This window comes from Microbacterium martis (assembly GCF_047246685.1).
Classification (GTDB): Bacteria; Actinomycetota; Actinomycetes; order Actinomycetales; family Microbacteriaceae; genus Microbacterium.
Genome location: NZ_JBFOKT010000002.1, coordinates 349817 through 363893, shown reverse-complemented (window position 1 = coordinate 363893; position 14077 = coordinate 349817). Strand labels below are relative to the sequence as shown.

Here is a 14077-nt window from a genome sequence, read left to right as displayed (position 1 = left end):
AGGCCCCGACGGCAAGAGTACAGTTGAGTCATCGCGACTCAGGTTTCCCTGATCGCCCCGGGATTTTCAGACCACATCAACTCAGCAACAAAGGAGAATCACATGGCACGTGCTGTCGGTATCGACCTCGGAACCACCAACTCCGTCGTCAGCGTCCTCGAGGGCGGCGAGCCCAAGGTCATCGCCAACGCCGAGGGCTTCCGCACCACCCCCTCGGTGGTCGCGTTCACCAAAGACGGCGAGGTGCTGGTCGGCGAGACCGCCAAGCGCCAGGCCGTCACCAACGTCGACCGCACCATCTCGTCGGTCAAGCGCCACATGGGCACCGACTGGTCGTTCGACGTCGACGGCAAGAAGTGGACGCCGCAGGAGATCTCCGCGCGCATCCTCATGAAGCTCAAGCGCGACGCCGAGTCGTACCTGGGCGACACCGTCACCGACGCGGTCATCACCGTTCCCGCGTACTTCAACGACGCCGAGCGTCAGGCCACCAAGGAGGCCGGCGAGATCTCGGGCCTCAACGTGCTCCGCATCATCAACGAGCCGACCGCCGCGGCCCTCGCCTACGGTCTCGACAAGGGCAAGGAGGACGAGCTGATCCTCGTCTTCGACCTCGGTGGCGGAACCTTCGACGTCTCCCTCCTCGAGGTGGGCAAGGACGACGACTTCTCGACCATCCAGGTGCGCGCCACCGCGGGTGACAACCGCCTCGGCGGCGACGACTGGGACCAGCGCCTCGTCGACTACCTCATCAAGCAGTTCAAGGAGACCACGGGCGTCGACGTCTCGGGCGACAAGATCGCGCTGCAGCGCCTCAAGGAGGCTGCGGAGCAGGCGAAGAAGGAGCTCTCGTCCTCGACCAGCACCAGCATCAACCTCCCGTACCTGTCGCTGACCGAGTCGGGTCCGGTGTCGCTCAGCGAGACCATCACCCGCGCGAAGTTCGAGGACCTCACGAAGGACCTGCTCGACCGCACCAAGAAGCCGTTCGAAGACGTCATCCGCGAAGCCGGCATCAAGGTCGCCGACATCGCCCACGTCGTGCTCGTCGGTGGATCGACGCGTATGCCCGCCGTCGCCGAGCTCGTCAAGCGCGAGGCCGGCAAGGAGGCGAACAAGGGCGTGAACCCCGACGAGGTCGTCGCCGTCGGCGCCGCCCTGCAGGCCGGTGTCCTCAAGGGTGAGCGCAAGGACGTGCTGCTCATCGACGTCACCCCCCTCAGCCTCGGCATCGAGACCAAGGGCGGCATGATGACCAAGCTCATCGAGCGCAACACGGCCATCCCGACCAAGCGCAGCGAGACCTTCACCACGGCAGACGACAACCAGCCGTCCGTCGCGATCCAGGTCTTCCAGGGCGAGCGCGACTTCACCCGCGACAACAAGCCGCTCGGCACGTTCGAGCTGACCGGCATCGCCCCGGCTCCCCGCGGCATCCCGCAGATCGAGGTCACGTTCGACATCGACGCCAACGGCATCGTGCACGTGTCCGCCAAGGACAAGGGCACCGGCAAGGAGCAGTCGATGACGATCACCGGCGGCTCGTCGCTGTCGAAGGAAGACATCGACCGGATGGTGCGCGAGGCCGAGGAGAACGCGGCCGACGACAAGAAGCGCCGCGAGGCCGCCGAGGTCCGCAACCAGGCCGAGACCCTCGCCTACTCGATCGACAAGCTGATCAAGGACAACGACGACAAGCTCCCGACCGACGTCAAGGAGTCGGTCCAGGCCGACGTCGACGCCCTCAAGACCGCTCTCGCGGGTGACGACGACGATGCCGTGAAGACGGCGTTCGACAAGCTGAACGAGTCTCAGGGCAAGCTCGGCGAGGCGATCTACGCGTCGTCCCAGGCCGATGCCGCCGCCGGCGGCCAGGCCGAGGGCGAAGCCCCGCAGGGTGACGCTCCCTCGTCCGAGGAGGACGTCATCGACGCCGAGGTCGTCGACGACGAGGAAGACAAGAAGTAACCATGACGGACAAGAACTTCGACAACGGCTCGACTCCCGAGCCCGACGAGGTTCGCAGCGAGGGGTCGGATGCTCAGGCATCCGGCCCCGCGCCGCAGAACCCCGACTCGCGCGAGGCCGCAGCGGCGGAGGGCTCGGACGGCAACCCGGTCACCGACGCTCCCGATGACCTGACGGTCGACGACATCCTCGGCGCGACGCAGACCGGCGAGGCCGCGGCGGAAGACGCCGTGCTCGCTGACCTCGAGTCCACGCTGCTGAACGACCTCAAGCGCCTGCAGGCCGAGTACGCCAACTACCGCCGCCGCACCGAGGAGCAGCGTCAGGTCGAGATCGAGCGCGCGAAGGGCGAGGCCGCCAAGGGCCTCATCCCCGTGCTCGACGATCTCGCCCGCGCCGCCCAGCACGGTGACCTCGTCGAGGGCACGCCCTTCGCCGTGATCGCCGACAAGGTGCGCGCCGTGGTCGACCGCCTCGGTGTGGTCTCTTACGGCGAGAAGGGTGAGGAGTTCGACCCGCAGCGCCACGAGGCCATCTTCCAGCAGCCCACGCCCGGAGCCACGACCACCACGATCCTCGAGGTGGTGGAGGTCGGATACCGCCTCGGAGACGTCGAGCTGCGGCCGGCGAAGGTCGTCGTCGCCGTCCCTGCCGACCCTTCGACAGGCTCAGGGACCCAGTAGGGGTGGGCATTGGCTAGCCAGGATTGGTTCGATAAGGACTTCTACAAGACCCTCGGGGTCTCGAAAGACGTCAGTGACGCTGATCTCAAGAAGACGTACCGCAAGCTGGCGCGCAAGTATCACCCGGACTCCAATCAGGGCGATGCCGCCGCCGAGGCCACGTTCAAGGAGATCAGCGAGGCGTACTCGGTGCTCTCCGACGCGGAACAGCGCAAGGAGTACGACGAGATCCGCGCCATGGGCTCGGGCGCCCGCTTCACCGCGGGAGGCTCGGGAGCCGGCGGCTTCGAAGACGTGTTCAGCCGCTTCGGCCAGCAGGGCCGAGCGCAGACCGCCGACTTCGAAGACATCTTCGCGATGTTCAACCAGGGTCAGGGCGGCTCGTTCGGCTCGGGACGCTTCGGCCAGACCTCGGGCGGGTTCCGCGGCTTCGGCGGTCCGCAGCGCGGCGCCGACGTGACGGCGCGCACGACGCTCGACTTCATCACGGCCGTGCAGGGCGAGACCATCTCCCTGCAGGGCGAAGACGGCAAGCCGTTCAAGGTGAAGATCCCCGCGGGCGTCGCCGACGGTCAGAAGATCCGTCTGCGCGGCCGCGGCCGCCCGTCGCCCGACGGCGGCGAGAGCGGCGACATCGTGGTGCAGGTCGCGGTGCGCCCGCATCCGGTGTTCAGCCGCGACGGCCTGAACCTGCGCGTCATCGTGCCGGTCACCTTCACCGAGGCGACCCTCGGCGCGACCATCGAGGTGCCGACCCTCGGCGGCGACGTGGTCAAGCTCCGCGTCGCACCCGGCACCCCGTCGGGTCGTGTGCTGCGCGTCAAGGGCCGCGGCGTCACCACGTCGAAGGGCACCGGCGACCTGCTCGCCGAGCTCCAGGTGGCCGTGCCGACGCACCTCGACGACGCCGCCCGCGAGGCGCTGCAGCGGTTCCAGGAGCTGGAGCCGACGGAGAACCCGCGCGCCGACCTCATGGCGAAGGCCCGGCGATGACCGCCGGAACGAGGTGAGACCCATGGCCGAGCGACGGATGGACGCCGACACCCCGGTGTTCGCGATCGCGGTCGCGGCCGAGCTGGCCGGTATGCACCCGCAGACCCTCCGTCAGTACGACCGCATCGGTCTCGTCGTTCCCGGGCGCACGTCGGGCGGCTCGCGCCGCTACTCGCATCGCAACATCGAGCAGCTGCGCGAGGTCGCCCAGTTGTCGTCGGAGGGCGTGAGCCTGCCCGCCATCGCCCGCGTCCTCGACCTCGAAGACGAGAACCGGATGCTGCGCGAGCGCGTCGCCCGCCTCGAGGCGGCGCTGCGCACCGAGCGGGAGAACCGCCCGGGAGTGCGTGTGTTCGCCGCCGGAGCGACCGGGGTGGTGCCGATGCCCTCGGGCCGTCGCATCCGCCGCTCCACCGACCTCGTGCTCTGGAGACCGCGCGGGAGCGCCTGACGGCCGTCGACGACGTGGTGTGTATCCTGTCAACTGTTAACAGGAGGACACTGTTAGCAGGAGGACACTGTTAGCAGGAGGACACCATGACGTTGACCGTGACCCGCGGCGAGTCCCTCGGCGCGCAGGTCGCCCGGGTCCTGCGTCAGCGCATCGTGCGCGGCGACCTCCCCCGGGGCACGCGCATCACCGAGGAGGCGCTCGCCGAGGAGTTCTCGGTCAGTCGCGGTCCCGTGCGCGACGCCCTCACCCAGCTCAGCTACGAGAAGCTCGTCGAGGTGCAGCGTCCCCGCGGCGTGTACATCACGGGCCTGACGCGCGACGACGTCGACCAGCTCTACAGCCTGCGCGGTGCGCTCGAACAACTGGCCCTCGCTCGCGCCATGCGCGTGGTCGACGACTCGCGCTGGTCGGCGATGGCGGCAGCCGTGGACCGCATGGGCGAGGCGGCGGATGCCGGAGACCACGCCGCATTCGTGACGGCCGACCTCGAGTTCCACTCCGAGATCTACGCCCTGGCCGATCACCCGCGTCTCCACGGCGCGTGGGATCAGTACCTCCCCACGTTCGCCGCCCTTCTCGAGGTGACCATCAACCACGACGAAGATCTGCACGAGTCGGCATCCGATCATGCCCGGCTGATGCAGGTCATGCGCGGCGGCGACCCGGCCGACGCCGCCGACGTGCTCGCCGCGCACCTCGACGGCGCGCGGGATCGGATGCTGAGCGAGATCGCCGACCGCGACTGAGCGGCTACCGCCCGGGTGAGCCCGTCCGCTGGATCAGGTCGTACGACAGCTGTCGCGCCAGCCGCTCCCAGCGATACGCCGACGCGCCGGGGAGCGGATGCCGTAGCGCGTCGAAGCGCAGATCGTGGTCATCCTGATCCTCGGCGACGCGCAGGGTGACCTCGGCGAAGGGATGCCACGGTCCGCGCGGTCGGGCGAAAGACAGCTGCAGCGTCCATGGTTCCTCTCCGATGGCGTCGGAGATCTGCGGGAGCCCGGACGGCAGCGTGCGCCCGGGACGGGGCTGCGCGGCGATGAGCACGGGACCGGTGGACGACCGGTAGGGCAGCAGCGTGCCGAAAAGGGCGCGCGAAGGCGTGCGGTGGGGGCGCAGCAGGAAGCGGCCCGGCACGCCGATGCCGGTCGTGGCGAGTTCGAGATCGGCGAAGCGGGATTCGCGGGCGATCGTGATGCGCAGGGCGAGCCCGATCACATCGGGAAGCGGGGCGGGAAGCCCGACCGAGCGCGAAAGGCGAGCGGTCACCGGCGCGGGTGCCACCGGTGGCGCGTCGATCCAGGCGATGCCCGAGCGCACCCCTGTGCCGAGCCACGCGATGTCGCCGATCAGCACGAGTCCGCGCGGATGGATGGGGCGCGGGTGCCGCATCGCCCGGATCGCCGCGAAGACGCCGGCCAGCGCTCCCCCCAGGAGGGACGCGACCGTGTCGATCAGCCGCTCACGCAACCTCGCCATGGCACGGGTCCTCAATGGAAGGGACAGCGCGAGGGCGAGCCGCTGGCTCGCACCCGACCACCCGACCGGGGTTTCGTCGGCAGTCGCCGCCGGTTCACCCCGAGCCCGTCGTGGACAATGGTGACGCGCGGGTCGCTCATCGCTGCGATGGCCGCGGCGAGGCCCGCGATCGCCAGCTTCTCTCCGGGGCAGCGGTGGCCGTCGGCGACATCGGCGCCGCCGTGCGGAACGAAGGCCTCGAGCGCCTCATAATCGTCCACGCCGATGAACCTCTCCGGATCGAACCGATCAGGCCGCTCCCACGACTGGGCGTCGAGGTTCGTGCCGAGGATGTCGAGCACCACGCGCCCTCCCGCCGGCACGCGCTGACCGTCGAACTCCATGTCCTGCGTCGCCCACGCGGGCAGCAGCGGAACGAAAGGCGCGGTCCGGCGGATCTCCTGCGCGAACGCGGTCGCGAGGGTGCCGCCCACCAGGGCGTCCCTCGTCGCTGTCTCGGCGCCGATCCGTTCGCGCCACTCGGGGCGATCGTGCAGCTCCTTCGCGGCGAAGGCGACGAAGCGTGCGACGGCGATCGTGGGTCGCAGCACGTTCTGCAGCTCGACGCCGGCCAGGTGCGGGGTGAGGAGGACGCCCTCGCGATCGCGATGCCATGCCCACTCGTGCAGAGCCGTGCCCGCCGGCGGCCCGAGCTCTCCCGCGCGCACGGCCTCGATCAGCCGCCGGGCATGCCGATCGGACCACAGGCGATTCACCTGCGCGGCGAGGAATGCCGGTGAGTACGGGGCTCCGAAGCCGTCGACGATCTGTGCGAGTCGCTCGGCCCAGCGCGTCTTCGCCGCGCCCGTTCCGGGGAGTCCCGCCCAGCGCATCACTGCCCGGCCCAGCGCCCCCACCGCCGCGTCGTAGGCGCTGCGCGAACTCGACCCGTCGATCCACGCCTGCTGCTCGTCGCGCCACTCGCGCTCGAGATGCGGCGTCAGCCGCTCGACCTGCGCATCCTCGTAGGCGACGTCGACGAACGTGGCCTTCCTGTGGCGCTGGTCGGCACCATCGAGGCTGTGCACCGATCCGTGACCGAACAGCGTCTCCTGTACGAACGCGGGCATCGCACCGTGCCGCGCGGTGCGCTCGCCGTCGTAGAAGAGGCCGACGCCTTCCGCTCCGCGAACGAGAAGAGCGTCTCGTCCCAGCAGGCGCATCGGCACGGCGCGGGCGCCGTCGCGGGCGCGCCGCCACAGGTGCTCGCCGAAGCCATAGCCGCGCAGCAGGAGCTGCGGTGATTCCTCCGTCAGCGGGTGGGGTGCCGTCGATCGCGTCTGCATGCATCCACGCTCGCCGAGGAGGATGGCCGCGCCAAGGGGGAGGCGTCAGCTCTGCTCTTGTGCTAGCCCACTTCCGTGTTGACTGTTAACAGTCAACACTGTTAGCCTCGACGGGTCGACAACACGGTCGACCCACGTAGAGGAGCAAAGATGCCCCGCACGCGCATCACCCGGGCGGCCGCAGCCATCGCCGCCCTGGCGGCCACCGCCCTCGTCCTGTCGGCCTGCACCAAGGTCGAAGAAGGCGAGACCGCCGCCGAGTCGACGTTCCCGGAGAACGACATCCGCCTCATCATCCAGGCGAACCCCGGCGGAGGGTCCGACCTCTCGTCGCGCGCCCTCGCCACCGAGCTCGAGAAGATCCTCGGCGTCAGCGTCATCCCGGAGAACATGCCGGGAGCCGCCGGAGCGCTCGCGATGGAGTACGTCGGCGCGCAGGAGCCCGACGGCTACGTCATCGGCTTCGCGCCCGTCGAGATCGCCATGCTCAACACCACTCAGAGCGCCGACGTGCTGCCCGAGAACTACGACCTGCTGGGCCAGATCATGCTCGCCCCCGGCGTCATCACCGTCGGCGCGTCGAGCGGCATCGAGAGTCTGGAAGACCTCGTCGACCAGGCGAAGTCCGGCGCCGTCACCGTCGCGAACTCGGGTGCCGGCTCCATCTGGGAGGCGGCCACCATCGGGCTCGGCGACGCCACCGACGCCGACTTCACCCCCGTGCCCTACGACGGCGGTGCGACCGCCGTCGCCGCCGCGGCATCCGGCGAGACCGTCGCCGCCGTCTCCGGACTCGGCGAAGCCCTCGCGCAGGGTGAGGCCGTGCGCATCCTCGGCGTCATGAACGACGAGCGGCACCCCGACGCGGAAGACGTCCCCACGGTCGAGGAGGCCCTCGGCGACGCGGTCGAGTTCGGCGGCTGGGGCGGCATCTACGCCCCGAAGGGTCTTCCCGACGACGTGAAGGAGAAGCTCGAGGCCGCCGTGAAGGAGGCCGTCGAGTCGGACAGCTACCAGCAGTTCCAGAAGGATGCCGGGAACCTGGTCGTCTACCGCGACTCGGCCGAGTGGACCGCCTTCGTCGACGAGCAGTTCACCCTCTTCCAGGACCTCCTGGGCTAGCACCGGGCGCAGCATGTCGACCTCCGACACCGCACACGCGGACGAGTACCAGGGCGCGGCCGCGTCGCGGCCGCTCGAGATCGCGTTCGGCATCGTCGCCCTGGCGTTCACCGCCGGCTACGTCTTCCTCGCGACGCAGATCCCTCTGCGTCGCGAGGCGGCCGCCGGCCAGATCGACGCCCGCTTCTGGCCCATGGTGGTCGGCGTCTCCGGCGTGGTGATCGCGATCGCCATCCTCGCGATCGCGATCACCCGCCCCGCCCCGACCAGGGAAGACCTCGAGCGCATCCAGCCGAACGGCTACGTCCGCGTCGTCGCCACGATCGCCATCGCGCTGGTCTTCGTGGCGATCTGGTCGCTCGGCTCGGTCATCCTGTTCGGCTACCGCATCGAGGTGTTCCCGATCGCCACGGCCCTGCTGATGGCCGGCCTCATGCTCCTCTACGGCCACCGACGGTGGCTGAGCCTCATCATCTACTCCGTCTCGGTCACGGCGTTCGTCTACGTCGTGTTCGGGATCCTCCTGAGGATTCCCCTGTGAACGCGCTCATGGAGGGGCTGAACTCGCTCCTCGACATCTCGATCCTGCTGTACATGCTGGTCGGCCTCGTGCTCGGCTTCATGGTCGGCGCCTTCCCCGGCATCACCGCGACCATGGCGGTCGCGCTCGCCGCAGGGTTCACCATGACCCTCGAGCCCGTGCAGGGCCTCGCGGTCCTGCTCACCATCTACGTCGCCGCGAACTTCGGCGACCGGGTGCCGTCGATCCTCATCAACACCCCGGGCACGCCGGCATCCATCGCGACCACGCTCGACGGCTATCCGATGGCGAAACAGGGCCGGGCCGGACTCGCGCTCACCGTCTCGGCGATCGTCTCCGCGGTCGGCATCCTCGCCTCGCTCGTGCTGTTCTCGGTCGCCGCGGTGCCGATCGCCAGCTTCGCGCGCGATTACTTCAAGTCTCCCGAGCTCTTCGCCCTGGTCGTCTTCGGCATCGCGATCATGATCGGCATCTCATCGAAGTCGATGCTCAAGGGCATCCTCGCCGGCCTGTTCGGGCTGATGCTCGGCACCGTCGGCACCTACGCCGCCACGGCCGACCAGCGCTTCACGTTCGGTGTGCTCGAACTCGTCGAGGGCGTCAACTTCATCGCCGTCATCATCGGGCTCTTCGGCATCGCCGAGCTGTTCGACCAGCTGCTCACGCACCGCGCCTCGCGCGTGCGGCCCATCTCGAGCCTCGGCCGCTGGTGGCCGAACCGCTCCGAGCTCAAGCAGAGCGGGCGCGCGACGGCCGTCGGCGGCGCGGTGGGACTCGGCGTCGGCCTCATCCCGGCCGCGGGCGGCGACATCGCCGGTCTGATCGGATGGGAGCGCGCGCGCAAGGTCTCGAAGCAGCCGCAGATGTTCGGCAAGGGATCGATCGAGGGGGTCGCGGCCTCCGACACGGCCTCCAGCGCCACGCTCGGCGGGTCGCTCACGACGACCATGGCCCTCGGCATCCCCGGTGACTCGGTGATGGCGGTGATGATCGGATCGATGATCATCTGGGGCATCACCCCCGGTCCGACGCTCTTCACCAACCGTCCCGATCTCGTCGTCTCGATCGTGGGCATCATGCTGATCGCGACGATCCTGTCGCTGGCGCTGAGCCTCGTGCGCATGAAGGGCATGGTGAAGCTGCTCGACGTGCCGCAGCCGTACCTGTGGAGCGGCATCCTGATCTTCTGCATCATCGGCACCTACGCCACCTCGAACTCGCTCTCGACCGTCGTGACGATGCTCGTGTTCGGCGTCGTCGGCGTCCTGCTCAAGCGCATGCAGGTTCCGGCCGGACCGGTGGTGCTCGGTCTGCTCCTGGGGCCGCTGGCCGAGGAGAACCTCGCCCGCACGCTGGCCATCCTGCCGACGCGCCCGTTCTTCGAGGTCGTCAGTCCCATCGCGATCGTGCTGCTCGCCCTCGCGGTGCTGTCGATCGTGATGCCGGCCATCCGTGCCGCGCGGCGACCGCGTGCCGAGCGTGCGGCGCTGGCCGACTCGATCCTGCACGACGACAGCATCGAGCAGATCGAGCGGGCGCACGACGAGCTCGCCGCCACGCCCGATCTGCTCACCTCGACCGTGCGCACCCGCAAGCCCGGCAAGACCCCCAAGGAGAACGAGAAGTGACGCGCTACGACATCCTGACCGCGGTGCCCACCGCGTTCCACCGCGACGGGAGCCTCGACCTCGAAGGATCGCGCGCGATCTTCCGGTTCGTCGCCCAATCGGGCAACGAGGGCGCCTTCGTGCTCGGCACGACCGGCGAGTTCCCGGCCGTCGACGCCGACGAGTTCGCCGCCCTCGTCGAGGCCGCGCTCGCCGAGCTGAGGGACCGCATGCGCGTGATCGTGCACGTCGGTCAGCCGAGCACGTTCGAGGCCGTGCGACTCACCCGGATCGCGCGCGAGCTGGGCGCGACGGAGTTCGCCGCCCTCACCCCCTACTATCTGAAGGCCACGGACGAGTCGATCTTCGACTACTACCGGGCGGTGTCGGATGCCGTCGGCGACGGGCGCCTGTACGTGTACATCTACCCCGCGCGCAGCGGGAACCCGGTCTCGCCCGCGCTCCTCGCGCGCCTGGCCGAGCTACCCACCGTGGTCGGCGCGAAGATCAGCGAGCTCTCGCTCGACGACATCGCCGCCTACCGGGCCGCGGTGCCCGCGGACTTCGAGCTCTACACCGGCGCCGATCGCGACCTCATCGCGGCCGTCGGCGTCGGCGCACAGGGCGTCGTCTCGGGAGTCTCGTCGGTGACCCCCAAGCCGTTCCGCGCGCTGGCGGATGCCGGTCGCTCGGGCGACGCCGCCGCGATCGCCGCCGCGCAGGCCGCGGTCGACGACGTCGTCTCGCTCATCGGCGGCGACATGGCCCGCATGAAAGAGGCGTACCGCGTGCTCGACGTCGTCGACACGCATTGCCGCATGGCGATCGCCGAGCCCACCGACGCCGAGCGCAGCGCCGTCGCGCAGGTCGTCGCCGCGCACCGCTGAGGGGCGCCGCGCGCGCCTGTCAAGGGCATGCGCGGCCGCCCGGCACCGGGTGATCCTGTCGACATGGACTCCCTCCGTGCGATGACCTGGAACGTGTGGTGGCGGTTCGGCGGCAACTGGCAGCAGCGCGAACCCGGTCTGCTCGCGGTCGTCCGCGATCAGCAGCCCGACGTGCTCGGACTCCAGGAGTGCTGGGGCGCCGACGGTGTCACCCAGGCCGACGTGCTCGCTCAGGCGATCGGCGGTTCCGCGGCGTTCGTCCCCGTCGGGCTCCCGCCCGAGCCGGAGCCCGTCGAGGAGCCCTCGCAGGCGGAGGCGCGGATGGGCCTGGGTCTGGTCAGCCGCTGGCCCATCGCTCACGTCGAGCGCGCCGCGACGCCCTCGGACGGGCGCGTCAACGCGGCGCTCGTCGCCACGGTGGCGCATCCGCGCGGCGAGCTCCGCGTCGTCGTCGGGGCGACGAGCTGGGAGCCCGAGCGTCTCGACGAGACGACCGCCCAGGTCGCTGCGCTGCGCCAGATCACGCGCGAGGGCCACGACGCCCGGCCCCTCCCCAGCATCCTGCTCGCCGACCTGAACTACGACCCGAGCCAGCCCCCGCTCGCGGGAATGGACCTGCGCGATGCGTGGGACGCCGCGCCCGCCGATGCCGACGACCGCACGCTGAGCTCGACCAATCGCTTCGCGCCCCCGGAGGCGGTCGGACAGTACGACCGTCGCATCGACCACGTGCTCTTCGCGCCGGGAACCCTGGGTGCGCACTCCGCCGCCGCCTGGATCGTCCGCGACGAGCCGGGCGGACTGCCGCCATCGGATCACTATCCGCTCGTCGCCGACATCATCGTCGGCGATCACTCCTGATCTCCTTCTACGGCGTGACTCCGCGCGGGAGCACCTGGTAACGTTGCCACATCCCACCCCGCGCCGGATCCCTCCGGCGTGCGCGGACGGACGACAACACGAAGGAGTGCCCTGTTGGCTGACCACACCATCGGAGTCGGCGTCGTCGGGTTCTGGCACGTCCATGCCGACGACTACGCGCGCGAGACGGTCCAGCATCCCGCGACGACCATCGTCGGCGCCTGGGATCCGGATGCCGAGCGAGGGAGCGCGGGCGCCGCCCGCCTGGGCGTTCCGCTCGCCGACAGCCTCGACGCCCTGCTGGCGCGTCCCGATCTCGACGCCATCACGGTCACGACGGCGACGAACGAGCACACCGACGTGATCGGCCGGGCGATCGCCGCGGGCAAGCACGTCTTCACCGAGAAGCTGCTCGCGCCGACCGTCGACGAGGCCGAGGCGCTCGTGGCGGCCGCGCGCGACGCCGGCGTCGCCCTCGTCGTGTCGCTGCCCCGCCTCGCCGAGCCGTTCGGGGTCACCGCCGCGCGCCTCGTCGACTCCGGCGCCCTCGGCGAGATCACCTACGCGCGGGTGCGCGTCGCCCACGACGGCTGGCTCGCGGGATGGCTCCCCGAACGCTTCGCCGACCCGGTCGCGGCGATCGGCGGCGCGTTCGCCGATCTCGGATGCCACCCGGCCTATCTCATCCAGCGGTTCCTCGGCGCGCGCCCCGAACGGATCACCGCGGCCTACGGCCACGTCACCGGACGCGCCGTCGAAGACAACGCGGTCGTCGTCGCGCAGTACCCCGGCGGAGCGCTGGGCGTGGCCGAGGCCGCCTTCGTCACGACCCCGGGCGCCTCGGCGCTCGAGCTGCGCGGCACCGAGGCGTCGCTCCTCTACGGATTCGGCCAGGAATCGATGATCGTCAAGGGCGGCCGGTTCGGCGACACCTGGTCGGAGATCGAGCTCGACGAACCCGCCGCGGGCCCGTACGCGCTCTGGGTCGACGCGATCCGCGGCGGCGCCGACACCGCGCGCAACCTGCAGGCCGCGGTCGACCTCACCCGCTTCGTCGTCGCCGCGAACGCCGCTGCCGCCGACACCGCCGCCCGAGACACCGCCCCCCGAACGGAAGGACACGCATGACGAACGCGACCGACAGGATCCGCATCGGGCTGATCGGCGCCGGCGGCATCGCCGGCGCGCACGTGGCCGGATACCTGCGCAACCCCGAGACGGTGACCTTCGCCGCCGTCGCCGATCCGATCACCGAGAACGCCGAGAGGCGTCGCGGTGACGACCCCGACGTGCGCGTCTTCGCCGACTATCGCGACATGATCGCCGCGGGCGGGCTGGATGCCGTGGACATCTGCCTGCCGCACCACCTGCACGCCGACGCCGTGATCGCCGCCGCGGATGCCGGGCTGCACGTGCTCTGCGAGAAGCCGCTCTGCCTGTCGGCGGCGGAGGCCGAGGCGATCGCCGATGCCGTCGAGCGCAACGGTGTGACCGTGATGTGCGCGCACAACCAGCTGTTCCTCCCTGCCGTCGCCGCGGCGAAGCAGCTCGTCGAGAGCGGGGCGCTCGGACGCGTGTACGAGGTGCGCACGACCGACAGCTTCTTCAACGACTTCACGCCCGAGAGCATGGGGTGGCGCGCCCACGCCGCCACGGCCGGCGGTGGAGAGCTCATCGACACCGGGTACCACCCCCTCTACCTGCTCCAGCATCTGGCCGGCGGGACCCCCGTCGAGGTCGCCGCGATGCTCTCGCGGCACCGGCTGGAATTCATGGAGGGCGAGGACTCGGCCCAGGTCCTGGTGCGCTACGACAACGGCGTGGTCGGGCACGTGACGACGAGCTGGGCGTACCAGCCCGCGGTGGCGACCGAGAAGTTCTCCCTCGTCGGCGAGAAGGGCTCGCTGACGTCGGACGGCACCACTCTGACCACACGGCTGCGCGGACAGGACCCCGTGACGACGACGTTCGAGCCGGTGCACGAGTTCGCCGCCGAGATCGCCCACTTCGCGGAGAGCCTCCGCGACGGGCGTCGTCCGCTCCAGACGCACGTCGAGGGCATCGACGTGCTGGGCGTCATCCTCGCCGCGTACGAGTCGTCGGCCGACGGGACGATCGCGCAGGTCAAGAACGCCGCGCGCGCCCACTCCTACTGAA

General features: G+C 70.3%; 14 protein-coding genes. 12 read left to right on the top strand and 2 right to left on the bottom strand.

The genetic code is table 11. The features are described from left to right. Nucleotides 1–102 precede the first annotated feature (102 nt). The 5 genes from dnaK (at nucleotide 103) to AB3M90_RS09655 (ending at nucleotide 4844) form a co-directional block, all read left to right on the top strand. A complete protein-coding gene (dnaK, locus tag AB3M90_RS09675) occupies nucleotides 103–1968 on the top strand; it encodes a molecular chaperone DnaK (protein WP_412951745.1) in 1866 nt (621 codons plus the stop codon). 2 nt (nucleotides 1969–1970) lie between these two features. Then, nucleotides 1971–2651: a nucleotide exchange factor GrpE gene (locus tag AB3M90_RS09670; RefSeq protein WP_412951744.1), complete on the top strand. Its 681-nt coding sequence runs from the start codon at nucleotides 1971–1973 to the stop codon at nucleotides 2649–2651. Between the two features lie 9 nt (nucleotides 2652–2660). After that, a complete protein-coding gene (locus tag AB3M90_RS09665; RefSeq protein WP_412951743.1) occupies nucleotides 2661–3644 on the top strand; it encodes a DnaJ C-terminal domain-containing protein in 984 nt (327 codons plus the stop codon). A gap of 22 nt (nucleotides 3645–3666) precedes the next feature. Further along, the gene (locus AB3M90_RS09660) at nucleotides 3667–4095 is read left to right on the top strand and encodes a heat shock protein transcriptional repressor HspR (RefSeq protein WP_412951742.1); all 429 of its coding nucleotides are present in this window, start codon (nucleotides 3667–3669) and stop codon (nucleotides 4093–4095) included. 86 nt (nucleotides 4096–4181) lie between these two features. Next, the gene (locus AB3M90_RS09655; RefSeq protein WP_412951741.1) at nucleotides 4182–4844 is read left to right on the top strand and encodes a GntR family transcriptional regulator; all 663 of its coding nucleotides are present in this window, start codon (nucleotides 4182–4184) and stop codon (nucleotides 4842–4844) included. A gap of 4 nt (nucleotides 4845–4848) precedes the next feature. Here the strand turns inward: AB3M90_RS09655 and AB3M90_RS09650 are convergent, their stop codons facing one another. Continuing rightward, the gene (locus AB3M90_RS09650; RefSeq protein ID WP_412951740.1) at nucleotides 4849–5577 is read right to left on the bottom strand and encodes a hypothetical protein; all 729 of its coding nucleotides are present in this window, start codon (nucleotides 5575–5577) and stop codon (nucleotides 4849–4851) included. Nucleotides 5578–5588: 11 nt separating this feature from the next. Next, nucleotides 5589–6902, bottom strand: a complete 1314-nt coding sequence (locus AB3M90_RS09645) for a cytochrome P450 (RefSeq protein WP_412951739.1) — start codon at nucleotides 6900–6902, stop codon at nucleotides 5589–5591. 150 nt (nucleotides 6903–7052) lie between these two features. On the opposite strand from AB3M90_RS09645, the gene AB3M90_RS09640 reads away from it, so the two are divergent. The 7 genes from AB3M90_RS09640 to AB3M90_RS09610 all read left to right on the top strand — a co-directional run bounded on the left by AB3M90_RS09640 (nucleotide 7053) and on the right by AB3M90_RS09610 (nucleotide 14076). Further along, nucleotides 7053–8024 (top strand): tripartite tricarboxylate transporter substrate binding protein, encoded by a 972-nt coding sequence (locus AB3M90_RS09640; RefSeq protein WP_412951738.1) that lies wholly within the window; start codon nucleotides 7053–7055, stop codon nucleotides 8022–8024. 13 nt (nucleotides 8025–8037) lie between these two features. Then, complete coding sequence (locus AB3M90_RS09635) at nucleotides 8038–8565, top strand: tripartite tricarboxylate transporter TctB family protein (RefSeq protein WP_412951737.1); 528 nt, start codon at nucleotides 8038–8040, stop codon at nucleotides 8563–8565. Beyond that, nucleotides 8562–10193 (top strand): tripartite tricarboxylate transporter permease, encoded by a 1632-nt coding sequence (locus AB3M90_RS09630; RefSeq protein WP_412951736.1) that lies wholly within the window; start codon nucleotides 8562–8564, stop codon nucleotides 10191–10193. Before AB3M90_RS09635 ends, AB3M90_RS09630 begins: the two co-directional genes overlap by 4 nt. Beyond that, on the top strand, nucleotides 10190–11059 hold the full coding sequence (locus AB3M90_RS09625) for a dihydrodipicolinate synthase family protein (RefSeq protein WP_412951735.1): 870 nt from the start codon (nucleotides 10190–10192) through the stop codon (nucleotides 11057–11059). The genes AB3M90_RS09630 and AB3M90_RS09625 overlap by 4 nt, the downstream gene beginning before the upstream one ends. Nucleotides 11060–11122: 63 nt before the next feature. Beyond that, nucleotides 11123–11920: an endonuclease/exonuclease/phosphatase family protein gene (locus AB3M90_RS09620; protein WP_412951734.1), complete on the top strand. Its 798-nt coding sequence runs from the start codon at nucleotides 11123–11125 to the stop codon at nucleotides 11918–11920. Nucleotides 11921–12034: 114 nt separating this feature from the next. Continuing rightward, nucleotides 12035–13048: a Gfo/Idh/MocA family protein gene (locus AB3M90_RS09615; RefSeq protein ID WP_412951733.1), complete on the top strand. Its 1014-nt coding sequence runs from the start codon at nucleotides 12035–12037 to the stop codon at nucleotides 13046–13048. Further along, nucleotides 13045–14076, top strand: coding sequence for a Gfo/Idh/MocA family protein (locus AB3M90_RS09610; RefSeq protein ID WP_412951732.1), 1032 nt, complete (start codon nucleotides 13045–13047; stop codon nucleotides 14074–14076). The genes AB3M90_RS09615 and AB3M90_RS09610 overlap by 4 nt, the downstream gene beginning before the upstream one ends. Nucleotide 14077: the final 1 nt, after the last annotated feature.

Bases quoted from the DNA above. Each gene is read 5' to 3' on its own strand.
- dnaK (WP_412951745.1), top strand. From the start codon at position 103: ATGGCACGTGCTGTCGGTATCGACCTCGGAACCACCAACTCCGTCGTC.
- AB3M90_RS09670 (WP_412951744.1), top strand. From the start codon at position 1,971: ATGACGGACAAGAACTTCGACAACGGCTCGACTCCCGAGCCCGACGAG.
- AB3M90_RS09660 (WP_412951742.1), top strand. From the start codon at position 3,667: ATGGCCGAGCGACGGATGGACGCCGACACCCCGGTGTTCGCGATCGCG.
- AB3M90_RS09655 (WP_412951741.1), top strand. From the start codon at position 4,182: ATGACGTTGACCGTGACCCGCGGCGAGTCCCTCGGCGCGCAGGTCGCC.
- AB3M90_RS09650 (WP_412951740.1), bottom strand. From the start codon at position 5,577: ATGGCGAGGTTGCGTGAGCGGCTGATCGACACGGTCGCGTCCCTCCTG.
- AB3M90_RS09645 (WP_412951739.1), bottom strand. From the start codon at position 6,902: ATGCAGACGCGATCGACGGCACCCCACCCGCTGACGGAGGAATCACCG.
- AB3M90_RS09640 (WP_412951738.1), top strand. From the start codon at position 7,053: ATGCCCCGCACGCGCATCACCCGGGCGGCCGCAGCCATCGCCGCCCTG.
- AB3M90_RS09635 (WP_412951737.1), top strand. From the start codon at position 8,038: ATGTCGACCTCCGACACCGCACACGCGGACGAGTACCAGGGCGCGGCC.
- AB3M90_RS09620 (WP_412951734.1), top strand. From the start codon at position 11,123: ATGGACTCCCTCCGTGCGATGACCTGGAACGTGTGGTGGCGGTTCGGC.
- AB3M90_RS09610 (WP_412951732.1), top strand. From the start codon at position 13,045: ATGACGAACGCGACCGACAGGATCCGCATCGGGCTGATCGGCGCCGGC.